Annotated in this window: 20 protein-coding genes; 9 read left to right on the top strand and 11 right to left on the bottom strand. The window is 68.0% G+C overall.

The window, feature by feature from the left end; genetic code table 11:
* From KHO18_RS13860 to pcaH, 3 genes are all read right to left on the bottom strand, one after another.
* A partial coding sequence (locus tag KHO18_RS13860; RefSeq protein WP_244844795.1) for a lyase family protein occupies positions 1-577 on the bottom strand: 577 nt, incomplete at its 3' end.
* Positions 578-683: 106 nt separating this feature from the next.
* Positions 684-1,253 carry a protocatechuate 3,4-dioxygenase subunit alpha gene (gene pcaG, locus KHO18_RS13855; protein WP_144198397.1) on the bottom strand — a complete coding sequence of 190 codons (570 nt, stop codon included), beginning with the start codon at positions 1,251-1,253 and terminating at the stop codon, positions 684-686.
* Between the two features lie 4 nt (positions 1,254-1,257).
* Positions 1,258-1,962, bottom strand: a complete 705-nt coding sequence (gene pcaH / locus KHO18_RS13850) for a protocatechuate 3,4-dioxygenase subunit beta (protein ID WP_144198398.1) — start codon at positions 1,960-1,962, stop codon at positions 1,258-1,260.
* 102 nt (positions 1,963-2,064) lie between these two features.
* Here pcaH and KHO18_RS13845 point away from each other — a divergent pair, with 102 nt between their 5' ends.
* From KHO18_RS13845 to treF, 4 genes are all read left to right on the top strand, one after another.
* Positions 2,065-3,006, top strand: coding sequence for a LysR substrate-binding domain-containing protein (locus KHO18_RS13845; RefSeq protein WP_144198399.1), 942 nt, complete (start codon positions 2,065-2,067; stop codon positions 3,004-3,006).
* Between the two features lie 266 nt (positions 3,007-3,272).
* Positions 3,273-3,551 carry a type II toxin-antitoxin system RelE/ParE family toxin gene (locus KHO18_RS13840; RefSeq protein WP_144198400.1) on the top strand — a complete coding sequence of 93 codons (279 nt, stop codon included), beginning with the start codon at positions 3,273-3,275 and terminating at the stop codon, positions 3,549-3,551.
* A 17-nt stretch (positions 3,552-3,568) separates the two neighbouring features.
* Positions 3,569-3,871: a HigA family addiction module antitoxin gene (locus KHO18_RS13835; protein WP_144198401.1), complete on the top strand. Its 303-nt coding sequence runs from the start codon at positions 3,569-3,571 to the stop codon at positions 3,869-3,871.
* Between the two features lie 56 nt (positions 3,872-3,927).
* Positions 3,928-5,751, top strand: a complete 1,824-nt coding sequence (treF, locus tag KHO18_RS13830; protein ID WP_211943386.1) for an alpha,alpha-trehalase TreF — start codon at positions 3,928-3,930, stop codon at positions 5,749-5,751.
* Between the two features lie 322 nt (positions 5,752-6,073).
* Here the strand turns inward: treF and KHO18_RS13825 are convergent, their stop codons facing one another.
* Entirely contained in the window at positions 6,074-6,757 is a 684-nt protein-coding gene (locus KHO18_RS13825; RefSeq protein WP_144198402.1) for a Fe2+-dependent dioxygenase, read from the bottom strand.
* A 40-nt stretch (positions 6,758-6,797) separates the two neighbouring features.
* A complete protein-coding gene (locus KHO18_RS13820) occupies positions 6,798-9,074 on the bottom strand; it encodes a TonB-dependent receptor (protein ID WP_144198403.1) in 2,277 nt (758 codons plus the stop codon).
* 404 nt (positions 9,075-9,478) lie between these two features.
* Here KHO18_RS13820 and KHO18_RS13815 point away from each other — a divergent pair, with 404 nt between their 5' ends.
* Together KHO18_RS13815 and KHO18_RS13810 are read left to right on the top strand one after the other, a co-directional pair.
* Entirely contained in the window at positions 9,479-9,862 is a 384-nt protein-coding gene (locus tag KHO18_RS13815) for a cupin domain-containing protein (RefSeq protein ID WP_144198404.1), read from the top strand.
* A gap of 23 nt (positions 9,863-9,885) precedes the next feature.
* A complete protein-coding gene (locus KHO18_RS13810) occupies positions 9,886-10,527 on the top strand; it encodes an MliC family protein (RefSeq protein WP_144198405.1) in 642 nt (213 codons plus the stop codon).
* 23 nt (positions 10,528-10,550) lie between these two features.
* On the opposite strand, the gene KHO18_RS13805 is transcribed toward KHO18_RS13810, so the two are convergent.
* The gene (locus tag KHO18_RS13805) at positions 10,551-10,961 is read right to left on the bottom strand and encodes a hypothetical protein (RefSeq protein ID WP_144198406.1); all 411 of its coding nucleotides are present in this window, start codon (positions 10,959-10,961) and stop codon (positions 10,551-10,553) included.
* 292 nt (positions 10,962-11,253) lie between these two features.
* Here KHO18_RS13805 and KHO18_RS13800 point away from each other — a divergent pair, with 292 nt between their 5' ends.
* On the top strand, positions 11,254-11,592 hold the full coding sequence (locus KHO18_RS13800) for a 2TM domain-containing protein (RefSeq protein WP_211943385.1): 339 nt from the start codon (positions 11,254-11,256) through the stop codon (positions 11,590-11,592).
* Positions 11,593-11,600: 8 nt separating this feature from the next.
* On the opposite strand, the gene KHO18_RS13795 is transcribed toward KHO18_RS13800, so the two are convergent.
* The 4 genes from KHO18_RS13795 to KHO18_RS13780 all read right to left on the bottom strand — a co-directional run bounded on the left by KHO18_RS13795 (position 11,601) and on the right by KHO18_RS13780 (position 15,822).
* Positions 11,601-12,395: a LytR/AlgR family response regulator transcription factor gene (locus KHO18_RS13795; RefSeq protein ID WP_211943384.1), complete on the bottom strand. Its 795-nt coding sequence runs from the start codon at positions 12,393-12,395 to the stop codon at positions 11,601-11,603.
* A complete protein-coding gene (locus KHO18_RS13790) occupies positions 12,392-13,303 on the bottom strand; it encodes a sensor histidine kinase (RefSeq protein WP_211943383.1) in 912 nt (303 codons plus the stop codon). Before KHO18_RS13790 ends, KHO18_RS13795 begins: the two co-directional genes overlap by 4 nt.
* Before the next feature lie 187 nt (positions 13,304-13,490).
* Complete coding sequence (locus KHO18_RS13785; protein WP_211943382.1) at positions 13,491-14,762, bottom strand: NAD(P)/FAD-dependent oxidoreductase; 1,272 nt, start codon at positions 14,760-14,762, stop codon at positions 13,491-13,493.
* 127 nt (positions 14,763-14,889) lie between these two features.
* Positions 14,890-15,822, bottom strand: coding sequence for a LysR substrate-binding domain-containing protein (locus KHO18_RS13780; RefSeq protein WP_144198411.1), 933 nt, complete (start codon positions 15,820-15,822; stop codon positions 14,890-14,892).
* Positions 15,823-16,056: 234 nt separating this feature from the next.
* On the opposite strand from KHO18_RS13780, the gene KHO18_RS13775 reads away from it, so the two are divergent.
* Together KHO18_RS13775 and KHO18_RS13770 are read left to right on the top strand one after the other, a co-directional pair.
* Positions 16,057-17,016 carry a Bug family tripartite tricarboxylate transporter substrate binding protein gene (locus tag KHO18_RS13775; RefSeq protein WP_144198820.1) on the top strand — a complete coding sequence of 320 codons (960 nt, stop codon included), beginning with the start codon at positions 16,057-16,059 and terminating at the stop codon, positions 17,014-17,016.
* A gap of 31 nt (positions 17,017-17,047) precedes the next feature.
* The gene (locus tag KHO18_RS13770) at positions 17,048-18,571 is read left to right on the top strand and encodes an amidase (RefSeq protein WP_144198412.1); all 1,524 of its coding nucleotides are present in this window, start codon (positions 17,048-17,050) and stop codon (positions 18,569-18,571) included.
* On the opposite strand, the gene KHO18_RS13765 is transcribed toward KHO18_RS13770, so the two are convergent.
* Positions 18,513-19,511 (bottom strand): LysR substrate-binding domain-containing protein, encoded by a 999-nt coding sequence (locus tag KHO18_RS13765; protein ID WP_144198413.1) that lies wholly within the window; start codon positions 19,509-19,511, stop codon positions 18,513-18,515. The genes KHO18_RS13770 and KHO18_RS13765 overlap by 59 nt on opposite strands.
* Positions 19,512-19,624 lie beyond the last annotated feature (113 nt).

The following is a 19,624-nucleotide window of genomic DNA, read 5'->3' as shown; positions in this document are numbered from 1 at the left end:
CCAGCGTGCCGGCGGCGCCGCCGAATTGCAGCACGCGCGCCTGAGTGGCGGCCTGGCGCAGGCGGGTCACGGCGCGGCGCAGCGCATCGACCCAGCCGCCGGCTTTCAGGCCGAACGTGGTGGGCAGCGCGTGCTGCAGCCAGGTACGCGCCACCATCGGCGTGGCGCGGTGAGCGGTGGCCAGCGTCGCGCAGGCATCGCCCAGGCGCAGCAGGTCGGTGTCGATGGCGTGCAGGGCGTCCGCCAGTTGCAGCACGGCGCCGGTATCGATGATGTCCTGGCTGGTGGCGCCCCAATGGACGTAGCGGCCAGCCTCGGCATCGCGCCGCGCCACGGCGGCGGTCAGCTGCTTCACGAACGGGATGGCGAGGTTGCCGCCGGCCACGGCGGCCTGCGCGAGGGCGTCGAGGTCAATCACGCCGGCATCGGCACAGACTTCGGTGATGACGGCAGCGGCCTGCGCGGGAATCACGCCGCAGTGCGCCTCGGCGCGCGCGAGGGCCGCCTCGGCATCGAGCATGCGCTGCACCGTGCCGGTATCGGAGAAGATCGCGAGCACGGCGGGACTGCCGAACATCGGATCGGTCAGGCGGGAAATAGAGGGCATCGTCGGCGGGGGCGGACCGGTGGGAAGGCTCCGATTGTGCGGCAAAACGCCTCGCGGAGGGCGAGGCGTGCCGGGGTCAGATATCGAAGAACACGGTTTCGTCCGCGCCCTGCAGCACCACGTTCCAGCGGTAGGTGCCGGGGGCCGTCGCCTCGGCAACCAGCGTGGCGCGGCGCGCGGACGGCACCAGGCCGAGCACGCTGTCGGTGGCGTTGGCGGCGGCTTCATCGCCGAAGTACAGCCGCGTGGCCACGTGCTTGACCAGCCCGCGCATGAACACGGACACCATGATGTGCGGCGCCTGCAGGCCGCCGGCGAGGTCCGGCACCGGGCCGGGCTTGACCGTGACGAAGCGGAAATCGCCGTCCGGGCCGGTCGGCACGCGGCCAAAGCCGGTGAAGCCGGGCACCAGCGGCGCGTCGCCGGTGTCTTCCTCATGCCGATAGCGGCCGGCAGGATTGGCCTGCCAGATCTCGACCATGCCGTCCGGCACGGGCTCGCCGCGGCCATCGATGACACGGCCCTCGATCACGATGCGCTGGCCGGCAAGCTGCGGTGCATCGGCGGTCAGGTCGGCGCAGTCCAGCGCGGCAAGGCCGATATGGAGGTACGGCCCAACGGTTTGGGAGGCGGTAGCGTAGAGCATGGCCTTACTCCATCGGCGTGGCATCACGGCCACGCAGCACGATATCGAATTGGTAGCCGAGCGCGTATTCAGGCGAGGTGGTGGCCCAGTCGAACGTGGCGATCAGGCGGTCGCGTGCCTTGGCATCGGGCACGCAGTTGAAGATCGGGTCGTACGCGAGCAGCGGGTCGCCGGGGAAATACATCTGCGTGACCAGACGCGTGGCGTAGGCATTGCCGAACAGCGAGAAGTGAATGTGCTGCGGACGCCACGCGTTGTGATGATTGCGCCACGGGTAGGCACCCGGCTTGATGGTCTGGAACTGGTAGCGGCCCTGCGCATCCGTAAGCGTGCGGCCATCGCCCGTGAAATGGGGGTCGAGCGGCGCGTCGTGCTGGTCGCGCTTGTGCACGTAGCGGCCGGCGGCATTGGCCTGCCAGATCTCGATCAGCGCGTGCGGCACTGGGCGGCCGTTCTCGTCGAGCACGCGGCCCGTCACGAGAATCCGCTCGCCAATCGGCTCGCCGCCATGGCCGGCGGTCAGGTCGTTGTCGCCTTCGCGGACGAACTCCGGGCCGAAAGTCGGGCCGGTCAGCTCGGACAGCGATTGCGGCAGCGCGATCAGCGGCTGGGACGGCGCGCGCAGCTGGGTGGACGCGTAGGGGTCGAAGCGGTACGGGGGCTGGGTGTCCCAGTACGGGCGACGGTAGGGACCGGGGCGTGGGGGCATCGCGCTGTCTCCGTTTTTGATGAATGTGGCGAGACTTAGACTGTAAGCAACGCCGTAAGTCATGTAAATTGAGTTTTTGCGTAATTTAGATGACTTTTTGTTATGGATGTCACTGATCCGTCGCCCGAACTGTTCCGTAACCGCATTCGGCTGCGGCACCTGCACTGCTTTGTCACCGTGGCGCAGACCCAGCACCTGGGCCGGGCCGGCGCGCGGCTGGGCCTGACCCAGCCGGCGGTGTCCAAGACGCTGACCGAACTCGAGGAACTGGTCGGCACCCGGCTGCTGGTGCGCCAGCGCGCGGGCACGGACCTGACTGCGGCCGGCATGCGCTTCCTGCGCCATGCGCTGCGCATCATCGAGGACGTGGACGCGGCGGCGGACAGCCTGGCTGGCGCTGATGCCCCGCGCCACGAGCGCATCCGGGTGGGCGCGCTGCCGAGCATCGTGCCGGCGCTGCTGCTCGACGCCGTCTCGCAGTTCCGCGCCGCGCACCCCGAGGTGGCGCTGGCCGTGCAGACCGGCATGAACCGCACGCTGATCGACCTCCTCAAGGCCGACGTGCTCGACCTCGTCATCGGCCGCATGGACGACCCCGCCGTCATGGAGGGCCTCTGGTTCGAATCGCTGGGCCCGGAGCCGCTGGTGCTGGCCGTGCGCGCGGGCCATCCGCTGGCGGACAACGCGCGCCCCACCATGCGCGAGGTGCTGGCGTGGCCGCTGGTGATTCCGGCAGTCGGCTCGATCCCGCGCCACAGCACCGAAAGCCTGCTGGCACGCCACGGCCACACCCTGCCCGAAGGTTGCGTGGAAACCGCCGACGCCTACCTGGGCCGCCTGCTCACGCAGCAGAGCGACACCGTCTGGGCCGCGCCCCTCTCTGCCGCCCGCCGCGCCGTGGCCGCCGGCGAGATGGTGCTCCTGCCCGTGGACACCCAGGGCACCGAGGAACCCATCGGCCTGCTCCGCCACAGCGACCGCACGCTGGAACCCGTGGCGGAGGCGTTCGTGGCAGGGATCAGGGGGATTGCGGCGGGGCGGTGAGAGGGGTGTTGCAGGCGAGTTTGTCGCCGCTGCACAACGGACTGCATCAGGATTTGCACCCTTCGTAACAGATCCGCGCGCGTTAGGCCAAATGGGCTCGGGGGCGAGAACTCGCATCCGCCAGCCCTATCGAAGCGATTCTCCCGGACAACGGGAAATCGTTGCGCGCGCCAGCCCTGCGAAGACGCGAAAACGACCATCGTCCGGCATTCAGCAATGCCTTGCGAAGTGTATAGCGAGGCTATACACTTCGAGCCAACACTGACATGATCAAAAGCTTCGCGCATCCTGGCCTGAGGCGTTTCTTCGAGACGGGTTCCAAAGCAGGCATCCAGCCGCATCACGCGGAGAGGCTACGCAGGCAACTCTTTGTCCTCGACCACGCCAAGCGCCCCGAAGATCTCGGATTGCCAGGCTGGCGATTGCATCGACTTAGCGGAACGCTGGTTGATCATTGGTCGGTACACGTCGACCACTGCTGGCGACTGACGTTCCGGTTCGATGGTGACGACGCGATCGTCGTCAACTATCAGGACTATCACTAAGGACCGCGAGACAACGCATGACTCGAATGCACAATCCTCCCCACCCGGGCTCGGTGCTCGCCGAATGGCTGGACGGCCTGGATTCCATGACCATCTCCGCCTTCGCCCGCCATATCGGGGTGACGCGCGCCACGCTGTCGCGCATCGTGAATGGCCATGCGGCCATTACGCCTGATATCTCGATCCGGCTGGAAGAGGCGCTGGGCGCGAGCCGCGAGATGTGGAGCGGCATGCAGACGACCTATGACTTGTGGCAGGCTGCGCAGAAGCCCCGCAAACGTATTCCCCGCATTGCGGGTGCCGAAGACCGGTCGGTTTGAACTTTGCCCAATCCCCCTGACTCTCACCGTGAACCAATCCCCTGGGAGGCATGGCCATGCGACTGCAAGGCAGGACGGCGCGAGACGGCGCCACGCCCGGGCCGGCGGCCCAAACGGGGCCCCAATCGGTGCCGCACGTCGTCGCCCACACCCGCCCGGCAGCGGCCGATGCTGCTGCCGCCCGGCAGGCCAGCTGCGCCGACACCCCGCGCCCCGCGCATTGCCACGCGCTGGCGCCCACGGTCACCCACCTGCCCTGCCCCGGTCCGCGCACGCTCCATGGCTGCGCGGCGGCCGATGCGGTGTCGCCGGCCGAGCGCTACGCCGAGCTGTTCGTCGACGTGCAGGCCAGCGGCCTGTTCGCTGACAGCAAGACATTTCCCGACTGTGTGCCGCTGGTGGCGCCGGAGGTCATCCTGGAGCGCTATCGCGCCCAACGCGAGGCGGCGGATTTCTCGCTCGATGCATTCGTGCAGGCGCATTTCGCGCGCGAGACGATTCCGGACGAGCACTATGTCTCCAACCCCGACCACTCCCTGCGCGACCATATCGACGGCCTGTGGCCGGTGCTGACGCGCGAGCCCGCCGAGCATCCGTCGCTCTGCTCGCTGCTGCCGCTGCCGCGCCCCTACGTGGTGCCGGGCGGGCGCTTCCGCGAACTCTATTACTGGGACTCGTATTTCACGATGCTCGGGCTGGCGGCCAGCGGCCGGCACGACCTGATGCGCGCCATGGCGGACAACTTCGCCTACCTGATCGATACCTATGGGCTGGTGCCCAACGGCACGCGCACGTATTACCTCACCCGCTCGCAGCCGCCCGTGTTCTCGCTGATGACCACGCTGTTCGAAGGCCATGTCACCGATGCGTGCGCCTACCTGCCGCAACTGAAGCGCGAGTATGCATTCTGGATGGACGGCGCGGAGCACCTGCGGCCCGGCGGAGCCTACCGGCGCGTGGTGCGGCTGCCTGATGGCGCGGTGCTGAACCGCTACTGGGATGACCGCGCCCATCCGCGCGAGGAGGCCTACCTTGAGGACGTGGAAACGGCGCGGCGCAGCGGCCGGCCCCACCATATCGTGTTCCGCGACCTGCGCGCGGCGGCCGAATCGGGCTGGGATTTCAGTTCGCGCTGGTGCGATGCCCAACCCGATGCGACAGCCGGGTATTCGCAGGCGCCGGCCAGCGACCTCGCCACCATCCGCACCACCTGCATCCTGCCCATCGACCTCAACGCCCTGCTCTGGCACGCCGAGATCCGGCTGGCCACGCTGTGCAGGGCAAGCGGCGACCACGATTCCGCCAAGCGATACACGGAAGCCGCAGACCGGCGGCGCCACGCCATCTTCGCCAGCATGTGGGACGAAGACACCGGCGCATTCTTCGATTTCGACTGGCAGCGCGGCAAGCGGCGCGACCTGCTGACGGCAGCGACGCTGATGCCGCTCTACCTGCGGCTGGCCACACCGGCGCAGGCCGCACGGGTGGCCGAAGTGGCGCGCGCCCGGCTGCTCGAGGCCGGCGGCCTGGCCACGACCGAGCGCAACTCCGGCCAGCAGTGGGACCAGCCCAATGGCTGGGCCCCGTTGCAGTGGATCGCCATCCACGGGTTGCGGCACTACGGCTGCAAGGCGCTGGCCGACGAGATTGCACAGCGCTGGCTGGCCACGGTGGCCAGCCTCTACACCCACGCGTACAAGCTGGTCGAGAAATACCGGCTCGGGCCGCGCAGCGATGGCGCCGAGGGCGGCGGGGGTGGCGAGTATCCCCTGCAGGACGGCTTCGGCTGGACCAATGGCGTGGTGAGCGCGCTGCTGGTGCAATATCCCCACCATCCCGCAACGCACAGCGAGGCCGGCCGGCGCGACGCCAACGGGTAGGTGCGCCGCCTCACCCTAACGCGTGATGCCACGGGTGCACGGGGGCTGGCGGCGCCTTTCCGTGCGCATCATGGAATTTCGTTCTTTTGTTCAGAATCTCGCAGCGCAGCAGTGGAATTTGCCCGATTTGCCTTCGTTTCCCGCAATAACTCAGCTGAGTTATTGGCGGGCGTAGCGTCGCAGGTCACACTTGCCCCAGGGTCACTCGACACGACCCCAAACGACTTGGCAACTCTTACTACCCCGACGATCCCGCGCGTCGGGGTATTTCTTTGTGCGGCCGCTTTTTTGTGGAAGTAAAGCGCCATCGCGGCCGGGCCGCTCAGGCGTCGGCCCAGCGGCGCAGCAGGTTGTGATAGAGGCCGGTGAGGCCGATCACGGCCTCGTGTTCGTTGCCGAGCGTGGCGGTGACCTGGCGCAGGCGGTGGTCCAGCTCGAACAGCATCGCCCGCTCGCCGTCATCGCGGACCATGCTCTGGATCCAGAAGAATGACGACACCCGCGCGCCGCGTGTGACCGGCGTGACGTGATGCACGCTCGTGGCCGGGTAGAGGACCATGTGGCCGGCCGGCAGTTTCACGCGCTGCTGGCCGTAGGTGTCTTCCACCACGAGTTCCCCACCGTCGTAGTCCTCGGGCTCGGTCAGGAACAGCGTGGCCGAGAGGTCGCTGCGGATGCGGAAGTCGGTGCCGCGCAGGAAGCGGATGGCGTTGTCGACATGATTGCCGAACGTGTGGCCGCCTTCGTAGCGGTTGAACAGCGGCGGATATACCTTCAGGGGCAGGGCCGCCGAGAAGAACAGCGCGCTGTTGGCCAGCGCGTCCTGGATCAGGTTGCCCACCTCGCGCGACACCGGCGACCCTTCGGGCAACTGGAGGTTGCGTTTGGCCAGCGCGGACTGATAGCCAGAGGTCTGGTTGCCATCGGTCCAGTCAGCCGCGTCCATCAGCGCGCGGCAACGGGCCACCTGGTCTTTGGACAATACGTCCGGAATCTGCAACATCATGATGGTATGCCCCCCGGCGTTACCGCCGGGGGTGGTCGGCTTAGAAGCGGAAGTTCGCCGTCAGCATACCAAAGCGGCCCGGGGCCAGTGCGGCGTAGTGGGTCGTGAATGCCTTGGTGTAGTACGTCTTGTCAAACAAGTTCTGAATATTGAGCTGCAGGGTCAGATTCTTGTTGACACGGTACGCCGCCATGGCGTCGAAGCGCCAGTACGCCGGCACATAGGTCGAGTTGGCCGGATTGCCGTACACCTTGCTCACATAGTAGGCGCCGCCGCCCACCGTCAGCGCCGGCAGCACCTGGTACGTGCTCCACAGGCTGAAGCTGTTCTTGGGCGTATTCGGGAACTGGTTGCCGTTGTTGGCCGCGTTGGCGCTCTGCGGGCCGTTGTCCTTCAGCTCGCTGTCCAGGTAGGTGTAGCCGCCGAACAGGTTCCACTTGTCCGTCACGCTGCCCGCGAAGCCCAGCTCGAAGCCGCGCACTTCCTGCTTGCCGACGTTGGCCGTGGTGTTCGCGTCCACCGCCACGCGGGCGTTGTTCTTCTCGATCTGGAAGATGGCGCCGGTCAGCGACAGGCGCTTGCCGAGCAGGTCCCACTTGGTGCCGAGTTCCCAGGCGCGGCTGCGCTCGGGGTCCAGGTTCTGGACCTGCGCCGACAGGTTGTCCGACCCGTCGCCGTTGGAGGTGCCCGGCGGGGTGGACGCCGTGCCGTACGACAGGTAGATGCTGCCAATGTCCACCGGCTTGTAGACGATGCCGGCCTGGTAGTTGAAGAAGCTCGAATTGTTGGCCAGGTTCACCGCCGCCACGGCCGCGTTGGTGTTCGGGTTGGTGTACGCCGGCGTGGCCGAGGTGGTGCGGTAGCTGTCGTAACGCACGCCGCCGTTGATAAGCCACTGCCTGGTGAGTTCGACGGTATCGAACAGGTACACCGCGCGCGTGTCGGTCTTGGTGGTCTGCGTGTAGCCCATCTTGCCGACGCGGCCGGTCCAGACCGCGCCGGGGTTCGGGTTGTACAGGCTCGTGCAGTCGCCGCTGTTGAGCAGCGCGGTGTTGCACGTGGTGCCCGTGGCGCCCGGCACCACGTTGTACGGCGTGTTGTCCGTGTCGTCGCGGCTGAACTCGAAGCCGAACAGCATCGAGTGCTTGAGACGGCCAGTGTCGAACTTGGCGATGAAATCGGTCTGGTTGATCAGCGTGTCCGTCGAAGAATCACGGTTTTTACTACTCCGGTACACAAAGCCGTTCGGCACGTTGCCGCGGCTGTCGTCAGGGTTCGTGACGATGTAGTCGTTGCTGCTGCGGCCCCAGCGCGTGGTGTTGCGGAAGGTCAGCTTCTCGCTGAATTCGTGCTGGACGATGGCCGTGGCGATGTCGGTCTGCGTCTCGCGGAAGTCGCGGCTGGTCAGCCCGTAGAAGTTGTTGCGATCCACGTTGGCCGGTCCCACCGGGTTGGCCTTGGTGGCGGTTGCCGACGGACGCGCATACGGGATGCTGTAGTCCGGCATGTCGCGGCCCTGCAGATGGTAGTAGGACAGCGTGACCTTGGTCGGGCTGTTCAGGCCGAACGTAACCGACGGCGCGAAACCCCAGGAATGGCCGCCCACGGCTTCGCGGCCCGGCGTGTTGGCGTCCATCGCCATGGCATTCAGGCGCAGGCCGGTGTTGTCGTTGAGGACGTAGTTGCCGTCGACCGTGGCACGCTTGTAGGCATCGGTGCCGATCCCGACCGAGCCCTGCACGAAGTTTTCCTTGGTCGGCAGCTTCGACACGATGTTGATCATGCCGCCCACCGAGCCCTTGCCGCCGTAGGCCGAGCTGGGGCCCTTGATGACCTCGATGTTCTCGATGTTGAAGGTGTCGCGCGTTTGCGAGCCCGCGTCGCGCGCGCCGTCCACGAAGATGCTGGCGCCAGAGTCGAAGCCGCGGATGAACGGGCGGTCCCCGAGCGGGTTGCCGCCCTCGCCCGCGCCGAAGGTAATGCCGGGGGTGGTGCGCAGGGCGTCCTGCAACGTCACCGAGCCCGATTGCTGGATCACTTCCGCCGGCACGATGGTGACGGACTTCGGGGTATCGAGCAGCGGCGCGGTGAATTTCGGCGATTCCGCCTGATCGACCTTGTAGCCGTCCTCGCGAACTGCCTTGACCGTCACATCCTGCAATTGCTGGACGGAACGGGACGCGGCGGGCGGCGTGGCGGCCAGCGTGGCCGGTGCGGCTTCCTGGGCGGCGGCGCCCTGCATGGCCATCAGGGCCATCGGGCCGGCCAGCGCGGTCACCAGTACGTTGGGACGGAATACCTCCGAATACTTGCTCATCTGCTTCTTCCCCGTGAACTGCCTGTTATGAGTGGTGCTGCCTACGGGGCGCGATTGTATGAGTGTGTAAATAAAAGTACAAATGCGAATCATTCGCATACGTAATGCGCGGACAGGGGTGTCCTCTCGTGCTTCTTCCATCTAAAGCTGACAAACTCCCGACAAATTCTGCCAATTTCAATGAAACAACCGAGGCAAAACGGTTCCAACCCGACTGGAACTTTTTTATTACGTTTTATTACTGTTGCGGAACCCCCGCAGGCCGTATGACGTTTGGTAGACATGCGGGCAACGGGCATGTGGTGCCTTATGCACCCGCATGACACCGTTCGCTTGCCCACGTGTGACGCCAACGGGCCGCGCTACACTTGCGGCTTGTATTCATCCGCCACCCACCTGTCACCGTGTCAGATTCCCACCCCGCCCTGCCCGCCCTCACCGATTTCCGCGCCGACCCTGCGCCCACGCACGACCGGCCCCGGCCGGATCGTCTTGTCGACGGCAATCCGGCCCGCACCACGTGGACGCACTACAGCGCCACGGCGGGCGATTTCGACTGCGGAATCTGGGCGTGCGAGCCCGGCGCGTGGCGCATTGCGTTTCCGGCGGGCAAGGAGGAGTTCTTCCACGTCATCAGCGGCCGGCTGCGGATCATTGACCATGCCGGCGTGGCGCGCGAGTTCGGCCCCGGGAATGCCTGTGTGATCCCGGCCGGTTTCGAAGGGATATTTGAAGTGATCGAGCCCGTGCGCAAGCACTTCGTCGTCCTGGAACGCAACGCGGGCTGACCACGCCCGGAGGAGGTCTGGCCATGCTTCCACGCCGCATCCTGTCTGTCACCGCGCAATGTGCCATGCTCGGCGCGCTGGCAAGCGCGGGGCACGCCGCCAGCCCCAGCTTCGACTGCAAGCGGGCCGAAGGCCAGATCGAGCAGATGATCTGCAAGGACGACACACTGGCGCGGCTCGACAAGGAAACGACGCGCCTGTACGGGCTGGCGCTCGATGCGCGCTCGATGAGCACGGGCCGCAAGAAGACACTGCTGGCCGAGCAGCGCGGCTGGATCAAGGGCCGCAATGACTGCTGGAAGGCCACCGACGCGCGCGCCTGCACCACCGCCGAATACATCGACCGGATTCACGTGCTGCGCCAGAACTACGCCGGCGCGCGCACGCAGGACGACAAGGGCATCAGCCGGGGGCCATTCTCGGTGCGCTGCCCGGGCGCCGACGCGCTGATCCTGGGCACCTTCGTCCAGACCGAGCCCGGCTACGCCTACCTGACCTGGCTGGACAAGAAGCTGCTGCTGCCGCAGACGCGCGCGGCGTCGGGGGCCCGCTATGCAGCCACGACCGAAGCCGGCGAGGCGATGCTGTGGGACAAGGGCCCCGAGGCCCAGCTTGAACTACCGGGCAAGCCGGCAATGGCCTGCCGCATGGAAGCCCCGGAGTAAGCCCCCGGGGAGCCCCCTCGGGGTCAGTGCACGCGATGAGCGTCGAGGTCCAGCGCCGCCTCGGCGGCGTCGCCGGTCTTGCCCTTGTAGTACAGGTGCACGCCGATGGCCAGCGAGTCATGGCGAATCTCGTGCATGGCGCGCCAGGCTTCGGTCGGGTCCTTGAAGACGAGGTAGTGCGCTTCCTGATCCACCAGTTCCGCCACGCGGTGCAGGCCGTGGCCGTGCAGCGCGTTGACCAGGTGGCCGAGGCTGCGGTGGGTGCGCGCATCGGTGCGCGGATAGAGCATGTGCAGCACCGCCACTTGCTGCGAAGCCATCAGCGCGGAGAACGCGACAACGATGTCCTGGTGTTGAATGGCAGTGACCGAGTCCCCCACGGCCGCGCCGGTTTCACGTTGGGCGGGCAGAATGGCTTCGAGCGTCAGGTTCATGGCGGTACCTCCTTGTTGTAACCGAAAGAACTGTCACACGAAGATTAGGTGGTGATTGCTGCAACGCAATGGACAGGATGGGCAACAGACTGTTCCAGCCAATGCGTCTAATCGCCGCGATACTCGCGCGTTACCCCCGCATAAGCTTTCAATTCCCTTGCAACGCGCCCTGTCACTGGCGCCCCGTTCCGGTCATTCGCGAAGCGAATCCGTCGATTCGGCGCCTCCCCCTGGCATCCCGCCCACCGGCGGCGTAATTTGTCCTCATCCACCCTATCCGATGAGGTTTCCGATGCGACACGACGCAATGCACCGCCCCGCCAGCCCCGACGACGAGAACGCCATGGCGTACTGGCGCGCCCACCGCATGGTCCGCGCGCTGCGTGGCTGGTATCTGCACCTGTTGATCTACCTGGCCGTGAACGGATGGCTCTGGTTCCGCTTCCTGTTCATGCCGTCGCCAGACTGGGCGCACCGGTCGGTCGAAGCCGGCTGGCCGTGGCCGCTCACCACCACGCTGGCCTGGGGGCTGGGGCTGGCGATCCATGGCCTGCTGGTGTGGTGGCGCGTCTCGCAACGTGGGCGCGACTGGGAGTCCCGCAAGATCGACCAGTTCATGAACCGCGACTAAGCCCCCCGCTACATCTGGCGGAAGCGATGCGCGTAGGCGCGCGAGACCGGCAGTTCGGTCTCGATTTTGGTTTCCCCCTGAGTTTCCCGATTCTGCAGCCGCACAAACAGCCGCCCGGCGTCGTCCCGCCGCGTGCCGGCCACGTATTCCATATTGACGATGGTCGAGCGATGCACCTGCCAGAAGGTGTCCGGGTCGAGCCCCTCCATCAGCTCGGCCAGCGGCGTGCGGATCAGGTGCTCGCCGTCGCGCGTATGCACCACCACATATTTGTCGTCGGCCTGGAAGTACAGCACGTCCTGGATCGGCACGTGGCTGGTGGTGTTGCCCCGGCTCGCCCGCACCCAGCGCAGCGGCGGCGCGCCGGCCTCCGGGCGGGCCGGGCCGCGCGTGAGCTGGCTCAGCAGCTGCGCCAGCTCCGGCAGGGGCGCCGCCTCCTGGAAGGCCTTGCGCAGCCGCTCCACGGACCGCGCCAGGCGCTCGTCCGTGACCGGCTTGACGAGATAGTCCACGGCCTCGCGCTCGAAGGCGTCCAGCGCGTACTGGTCGAAGGCGGTGACGAAGACCACCCGCGTGTCGGTCTCGATGCCCTGCGCCACCTCCAGCCCGGACAGCCCCGGCATCTTGATATCGAGAAAGGCCACCGCCGGCGCCAGTTGCGCGATGGCCTGCGCGGCCTCCACGCCATTGGCCGCCTCTCCCACGATGCGCAACTCGGGCCACAACCGCTCCAGCTTGCCGCGCAGGTGCGTGCGCAGGTGTTCCTCGTCATCGGCGATCAGCGCGGTGGGCGTCCGGGTCATGGGGTCTCTCCGTTTCGGAAGGGGGCGGACAGCGGAATGTCGATGTGGACGGCCGTGCCGGGCGAGCGCTCCACGATGCGCACCTGCGCCTCGCCGTCGTAGAGCACGGCCAGCCGGTCGCGCAGGTTGGACAGCCCCACGCCGGCGCTGGCCGATGGCCGGAAGCCCATGCCGTCATCCTCGATCGAAGCCAGCATGCGCCCGCCGCGCCGCGTCAGCCGCACGGTCAGGTGCCCGCCCTCGATCTTCGGCTCCAGCCCGTGCCGGATCGCGTTCTCCACCACCGGCTGCAGCAGCATCGGCGCCAGCGGCACCTCGTTCAGCGCCGGGTCCACGTCGATCCGGTACTGGAGCCGCTCGCCCATGCGGATCTTGATCAGGGCGAGGTAGTCGCGCAGCAGCGTGGCCTCCTGCGCCACCGTGCCCTGCGTAGCCCGGCTCGCGGCCAGCGACGCGCGCAGGTAGGCGATGAAGTGTTCGAGCATCAGCGTGGCCTTGCGCGGCGCCGGCTCGATCAGGCTCACCACATTGGCCAGCGTATTGAACAGGAAATGCGGCTCGATCTGGGCCTGCAGCAGCCGCATCTGCGCCTCCACCAGCTGCTTCTCGGTGGAGAGCGTGCGCACCTGCTCGCGCGCCATGTACTCGGCGATCTTGCGCTCCTCCCAGCGGCGCCCGAGCAGGCCCACACGGCTCCAGACCAGCACGCCGTGGGCGGTCAGCCCCAGTCCCCAGCCCAGCAGCGGCGCACCGGACCAGGGCCGGTGCGAGGCGCCGAACACGTTCCAGAGCACGAGGATGGTGTTGACCACCACGTAGAGCGTCAGGTGGATATAGAAGCCACGCAGCGCGCGCACGTTGCGGCGGGCGTCCTCATAGGCGCGTTGGTCGGCGGCGGACCGCCACATCTGCGGATCAGGATGGCGCACGGTGGGGTGGGGGCCAGGGGCCGGGGGCGGATCGGGAACGCTGGGAGGTTACCACCGGCGGCGCCCGGCGCAACAGCCCCGCGCGGCGAACCGACGGCGGCGCGGCGTCAGCCGCAATCTGCCGGCGCCAGTGAAGGGCCGGTGTCTCGGACGAAGTCCGGCCCGCTCAATCTCCAAACCGACGCGGGTCGTACGGCGCGGCATCCACATACGTCGCATCCCCGTCGAACAGCTCGGCCAGCAGCCGCGCCGTGGCCGGCCCGAGCGTCAGGCCCTGGTGGCCGTGGCCGAAATGGAACCAGAGCCCGGAGTGGCGCGGCGCCCGGCCCACCACGGGCAGCATGTCGGCGATGCACGGGCGGGCGCCCATCCACGGCTGCGCCTCCACGGGGGCGCCCAGCCGCACCATCTGCGCGGCGATCTGCTCGGCCCGGCCGGACTGGACCGGCGTGGGCGGCGCGTCGCGATGGGCAAACTCCGCGCCCGTGGTCACGCGCAGGCCCTGCCGCATCGGCACCAGCAGCACGCCGTTCTCGGCGTCCAGCACCGGCTTGGACGGCATCGTCTCGGCCGCATAGTGGCGGTGATAGCCGCGTTTTACGAATAGCGGCAGCCGATAGCCCAGCCGCGTGGTCAGATCCGCCGCCCACGGCCCCAGCGCGATTACGGCCTGCGCGGCCTCGACCGTGCCGTCCGCGGTGGACACCTGCCAGCCCGATCCGCTGGCGCGCAGCGTGGCGGCGTCGCCGTGGCAGAAGGTGCCGCCCTGCCGCTCGAACAGCGCCGCATAGCGGGCGACCAGCTCGCCGGGATCGCTCACCGTCCACGGGTCGCGCCAGTGGATGGCGCCGGCCAGCACGTCGCGCAGGGCCGGCTCGGCCTGGTGCAGCGCCGCGCGGTCCAGCAGGGCGTGATCGAGCGCATGGTCGGCGGCCACAGCCGTGGCGTCGCGGGCGGCGGCATCGAATTCGGCTTCGCTGCGGTAGGCCTCCAGCCAGCCGTCATGGCGCACGAGGTCCTGCGCCCCGGCACGGGCGATCCACGGCGCGTGCTCATCGAGGCAATGGCGGATCAGCGCGCTGTAGGCCGCCACCGTGCCGGCATAGCGTGCGGGCGCCGACGCGTGCCAGTAGCGCGCCAGCGCCGGCACCAGGGCCGGCAGCGCGCGCAGGTGGTAGTGCACGTCGTTGCCCTGCCCCGTGGCCACGCGCAGCAGCGCCTGCCAGTCGCGGGGGAAGGCATAGGGCCGCACCGCCTCGCGCTGGAGGATGCCGCAATTGCCGTAGGACGTGGCCCGGCCCGGCGCCTGCCGATCGACCAGACAGACCGCATGGCCGCGCTGCTGCAAGGCCAGCGCGGTGGAGACGCCCACAATGCCGGCGCCCAGGACGATGACGGCGGTGGAGGAAGGATTACCGGGCGCGGACGAATCGGTCATATCGAGATGTATCTATATAGAGGGGGGCGGCGTCAGCCACGATTCTGCCAAGGCAGGCCCGGCGGCGGTGCATCCCTCATGTGCAATGAATCGAATACTCGATTGCCTGTTCGGCAATCATTGCCGCTCAGGCAGGCTCATGGGCCTCCCCCATGCCGATCAGGGAATCGGTCAGTTGCTGGAGGAAGGCGCGGGCGGCCTCGGGCAGGTTGCGCTTGGCCAGGGTCTGGACCTCGATATAGCGCTCGTTCATCTCGCGGTCGCGCAGCGGCACGGCGGCGATCAGCCCGGCGGCCAGCCGGCTGCGCACGGACACCTCGCCATAGAACGTGATCGCCCCCCCGCCCGCCGCCGCGAACGACACCAGCGAATCGAGGTAATTGCTGGAAAAGATAGTCTCGTAGTTCAGGCCCTGCCGGCTGCAGCTGGTGTCCAGCAACTGACGCAGCGAGCTGTCCGCGGGCGCCAGCGCCAGCGGGTAGGCCACGACCTGCGAGAGCGAGATCTGGCGCTGGCCGGCCAGCGGATGGTCGGGCGCCATGATGGCCAGCACCGGCGCCGGGTGGCGCAGCTCCACCTCGATGTTCGGCTCGGGCAGCCCGCTCAGGGTCACGCCGATGTCGGCCTCGCCATCGCGGATGCGGCGCGCCACGTCGGCCTGCGGGCAGACCTCCAGATCGAAGCGGATGCCGGTGTGCTGGGCCCGGAACGCCGCCGCCAGCGAGGGCAGGAACTCGTGTGCCAGCCCGGCCACGCTGGCCAGGCGCACCCGGCCGGCGCGCAGGCCGCGCAGGGCCTGGATATCGCCGGTCACGCGCTCGATGTCCTGTTGCGTGCGCTTGGCGTAGGCGGCCAGCAACTCGCCCGCCGCATTGGGCACCAGCCCGCGTGCGCGGCGGTCGAACAGCAGGGTGTCCAGTTCGGCCTCCAGCCGCGCCACCTGCCGGCTCACGGCGGAGGGCGCCACGTTCAGCTTCAGCGCGGCGTCCTTGACCGACCCCGTCCGCACCACTTCCAGGAAGTAGCGGACGGCGGTTTCCTGCAGGGTGCGATACGACATGGAATCTCCGGGATGGCACGTGACACCAACGTCGCCAGTCTAGCGAAGATTGCCGATATGGCAATCGAATATTCGAAAGATTGCGCACACCGCAAGCATGGACCGGCTTACGATGAGATCCAACGAAGCCTGTGACGTGTCCTTTCTCTCTACTGCCGGAGCCTGTTCATGCTTTTCCCCGCCCCCCGCCTTTCGTATCGATTCCCGCGTGGCCGTCGCCTGACGCTGGCCCCCATGGCCGGCGCCCTCGCGCTGGGCCTTGCCAGCGTGGCCGGCACCGCCGCCGCGCAGGGCGGCTACCCGACCAAGCCGATCCAGCTGGTGATTCCGTTCCCGCCGGGCGGCTCCACTGACGTGATCGGCCGTATCGTCGGCCAGAAGCTTGGCGAACGGCTTGGCCAGACCGTGGTGGTGGACAACCGGCCCGGCGCGGGCACCATCGTCGGCGCCAGCTTTGTGGCGAAGGCGGCACCTGACGGCTACACGCTGCTGGTTACCTCCGGCACCACCTTCACGGTCAACCCGGCTATCCACGCCAAGCTGCCGTACGACCCCATCAAGAGCTTCGACCCCGTGGCCCAGATGGGCGTGACCGGGCTGATCCTGCTGGCCAACCGCGACACGCCGGCCAACAACCTCAAGGAATTCGTGGCGATGGTCAAACCCTCGCCGGGCAAGTATTCCTATGGCTCGTTCGGCGCCGGCACCACGGCGCACTTCGCGGGCGAGGCGCTGCAAACCCTCACCGGCACCAAGATGCTCCACGTGCCCTACAAGGGCAGCGCGCCGGCCATGACCGACCTGATCGGCGGCCAGATTCCGTTCAGCATGGACACCGTGACCGCCGCCATCCCGCAGGTGAAGGCCGGCAAGGTCAAGGCGATTGCCGTGACCACGGCCAAGCGCTCGGCCCTGCTGCCGGACGTGCCCACGGTGGCCGAGAGCGGCTACCCCGGCATGGACGCCGCCACGTGGCTCGTCATCGTCGCCCCGGCCGGCGTGCCCGCCGACGTGAAGGCCAAGCTTGAGAAGACCCTGGGCGAAGTAGCGGCAGACCCCGCCACACGCCAGAAACTGATCGACAACGGCTTCGAGCCGACCTTCGCCACCGGCGCGCAGGTGGCCGCGAAGATCGTCAAGGAAACGCCCCAGATGCGTGCCATCGCGCGCGCCGCCAATATCCAGGCCGAGTAACCCACCCCTGACGCCTGGCTCCGGAGACAGCATGCCCCTGCAAGACAGCCTGCCGACCTTGTCGGCAGTGGAACTGCGCCGCCTGATCGGCAACAAGGAAATCTCGCCCGTCGCACTGCTCGATGCCTGCATCGCGCGGATCGAGGCCTACAACCCGAAGATCAACGCGATCACGGCCACGGACTTCGAGCGCGCCCGCGAGCAGGCGCGCGAAGCCGAACGCGCCGTGATGCGCGGCGAGCCGCTCGGCCTGCTGCACGGCCTGCCGCTCGGCGTGAAGGATCTGGAGGCCACCGCTGGCCTGCTGACCACCTTCGGCTCGCCGCTGTATCGCGGCAATGTGCCGGCGCAGGACAACGTGCTGGTGGCCCGGCTGCGCGCCGCCGGCGCCATCGTCACGGCCAAGACCAACGTGCCCGAGATGGGCGCCGGCGCCAATTCGCGCAACGTGGTGTGGGGCGCCACCGGCAATCCGTTCAATCCGAATCTCAATGCGGGTGGGTCGTCGGGCGGCTCCGCCGCTGCGCTGGCGGCGGACTTCCTGCCGGTCTGCACCGGCTCGGACACGGGCGGTTCGCTGCGCATTCCGGCCGCCAAGTGCGGCGTGGTGGGCTTCCGGCCCTCGCCGGGGCTGGTGCCGAGTTCGCGCAAGCTGCTGGGCTGGACGCCGATCTCGGTGGTCGGCCCGATGGGCCGCACGGTGGCCGATGCCTGCCTGCAGTTGGCCGCCTCGGCCGGAATGTCGGTGACGGACCCGCTGAGTTACGAGAGCGATCCGCTTGGTTTTCTGGTGCCGGCCAATGTCGACCTGGGCTCGCTGCGCGTGGGCTACACCGAGGACTTCGGCTGCTGCGATGTGGATGACGACATCCGCCAGACCTTCCGCGCCAAGATCGCCGCGATGAAGCACCTGTTCCGCAGTTGCGAGCCGGTGACGTTCGACCTGGGCGATGTGCACCGCTGCTTCGACGTGCTGCGCGCCGAGAGCTTCGTGGCCGGCATGCACGACGCCTACACGCGCGATCCGTCGAGCCTGGGGCCGAATACCCGTGCGAATTACGAGATGGGCGCGCGCATGTCGCTGGTGGACAGCGCCTGGGCGCAGGCCGAGCAGACGCGCATTTTGCAGCGCTTCCAGGCGGCGTATCGGGACTATGACGTGATCCTGTCGCCGACCACGCCGGTCTCGCCGTTTCCGTGGACGCGCCTCTACGCCGACACCGTGGGCGGCCAGCCGCAGGCCAACTACTACCGCTGGCTGGCGCTGACCTACGTGGTCACGCTGACCACGCATCCGTCGATCGCGCTGCCGTGCGGCACGGACATCGCCGGCATGCCGTTCGGGCTCCAGGTGACCGGCGGCTTCCGCGCGGACCGCCAGACGCTGGGCATCGCGCAGGCGATGGAAACCGCCTTCGCCACCTCCCCCACCCTGCGCCGCCCGGTACCGGACCTGGCCGCGCTGGCGGCGCCCGAGCCGGCGCTGCGCTCGATCGTTACCGATCCGCCGTTGTCCGGCGCGACGGAGCCGGCGCGGGACGTCTCTGCGGTTTGATTGCGGATTGAATCGACGCTGCCTCCGCCCGGAGGCAGTCGATCAACTGCTCCGCGCTCGGGGCCTGCCGGCGCTCGCGCAGCCGGATCAGGCCCACGGGCGGCAACGCCACCTCCACATCGAGCGGCAGCACATGGAAACGCCCTTCCGCCTCCAGTTGCTGCCCCACCGACCGCGCCACGAACCCCGCCGCGCCGCGCTGGGCAACGAAGGTCGTCACGGCCAGATAGGATGACGATTCCATCACATCGGCGGGCGGCTGCTGGCCGTGACGAAAGAAGGTCTGTTCGATCTTCACGCGCAGCGAGGCCCACGGCGGCGGCAGCACGCAGGGCATGGCCGATAGGTCGGCCCAGTCCGGCCGGGCCTTGCCGGCGAGCGGATGACCGGCGCCGACGATAGCCACCATCGGCTCGTCATAGAGCGGCTCGGTCACCAGATCCGGCGCCGCGTAGGCCGGCTCCAGCCGCCCCACGATCACATCCAGTTCGCTCAGGCGCAGGCGCGGCAGCAGGTGCGTCAGGTCGCCCTCCTCCACCAGCACCGTGGCGCGCGGAGACTGCGCCTTGAGCCGCGTGACGGCGCGGGCCAGCAGCACCGGCAGCGCCGCGCCCATCGACCCCACCCGCACCCGGCCAGCAGCGCCGCTGGCCACGGACTCGATTTCGTCGCGCGTGACCTCGTACTGCGCCAGTACCGAGCGCGCGAAGCGCACCAGCGACTCCCCGGCCGGCGTGGGCTCCGTGCCGCGCGTGGAGCGCGTGAACAGCGTCATGCCCAGCATCTTCTCCACCTCGGCCAGCACCTTGGACACCGCCGGCTGGCTCACGGCCAGGAACTCGGCGGTACGGCCCAGATGGCGGAATTCGTCCAGCGCCACCAGCAGTTGCAGGTGGCGCAGCTTGATATTGGAGCGCAGCGCGCGGTCGATATGGGCCATCCGGGCAGTCTATCTAACCTTAAGGTTATGAAGCAATGCCATTTCTTGATTGGATTGTTATGGCTGTCATGACCACAATGAGGGCATGGCGATGGCAAAGCACCATCGCCCAG

It is taken from the genome of Cupriavidus campinensis, from assembly GCF_905397395.1.
In the GTDB taxonomy this organism is placed as follows: Bacteria; Pseudomonadota; Gammaproteobacteria; order Burkholderiales; family Burkholderiaceae; genus Cupriavidus; species Cupriavidus campinensis.
This window is presented reverse-complemented; position numbering and strand designations above follow the sequence as displayed.

Coding starts and splice junctions, on each gene's coding strand:
- KHO18_RS13795 (WP_211943384.1), bottom strand. CDS start 12,395: ATGACCCGGACGCCCACCGCGCTGATCGCCGATGACGAGGAACACCTG.
- KHO18_RS13780 (WP_144198411.1), bottom strand. CDS start 15,822: ATGTCGTATCGCACCCTGCAGGAAACCGCCGTCCGCTACTTCCTGGAA.
- KHO18_RS13790 (WP_211943383.1), bottom strand. CDS start 13,303: ATGTGGCGGTCCGCCGCCGACCAACGCGCCTATGAGGACGCCCGCCGC.
- KHO18_RS13800 (WP_211943385.1), top strand. CDS start 11,254: ATGCGACACGACGCAATGCACCGCCCCGCCAGCCCCGACGACGAGAAC.
- KHO18_RS13770 (WP_144198412.1), top strand. CDS start 17,048: ATGCCCCTGCAAGACAGCCTGCCGACCTTGTCGGCAGTGGAACTGCGC.
- KHO18_RS13785 (WP_211943382.1), bottom strand. CDS start 14,762: ATGACCGATTCGTCCGCGCCCGGTAATCCTTCCTCCACCGCCGTCATC.
- KHO18_RS13845 (WP_144198399.1), top strand. CDS start 2,065: ATGGATGTCACTGATCCGTCGCCCGAACTGTTCCGTAACCGCATTCGG.
- KHO18_RS13820 (WP_144198403.1), bottom strand. CDS start 9,074: ATGAGCAAGTATTCGGAGGTATTCCGTCCCAACGTACTGGTGACCGCG.
- pcaH (WP_144198398.1), bottom strand. CDS start 1,962: ATGCCCCCACGCCCCGGTCCCTACCGTCGCCCGTACTGGGACACCCAG.
- KHO18_RS13805 (WP_144198406.1), bottom strand. CDS start 10,961: ATGAACCTGACGCTCGAAGCCATTCTGCCCGCCCAACGTGAAACCGGC.
- KHO18_RS13825 (WP_144198402.1), bottom strand. CDS start 6,757: ATGATGTTGCAGATTCCGGACGTATTGTCCAAAGACCAGGTGGCCCGT.
- treF (WP_211943386.1), top strand. CDS start 3,928: ATGCGACTGCAAGGCAGGACGGCGCGAGACGGCGCCACGCCCGGGCCG.
- KHO18_RS13840 (WP_144198400.1), top strand. CDS start 3,273: ATGATCAAAAGCTTCGCGCATCCTGGCCTGAGGCGTTTCTTCGAGACG.
- KHO18_RS13835 (WP_144198401.1), top strand. CDS start 3,569: ATGACTCGAATGCACAATCCTCCCCACCCGGGCTCGGTGCTCGCCGAA.
- KHO18_RS13775 (WP_144198820.1), top strand. CDS start 16,057: ATGGCCGGCGCCCTCGCGCTGGGCCTTGCCAGCGTGGCCGGCACCGCC.
- KHO18_RS13810 (WP_144198405.1), top strand. CDS start 9,886: ATGCTTCCACGCCGCATCCTGTCTGTCACCGCGCAATGTGCCATGCTC.
- KHO18_RS13765 (WP_144198413.1), bottom strand. CDS start 19,511: ATGGCCCATATCGACCGCGCGCTGCGCTCCAATATCAAGCTGCGCCAC.
- pcaG (WP_144198397.1), bottom strand. CDS start 1,253: ATGCTCTACGCTACCGCCTCCCAAACCGTTGGGCCGTACCTCCATATC.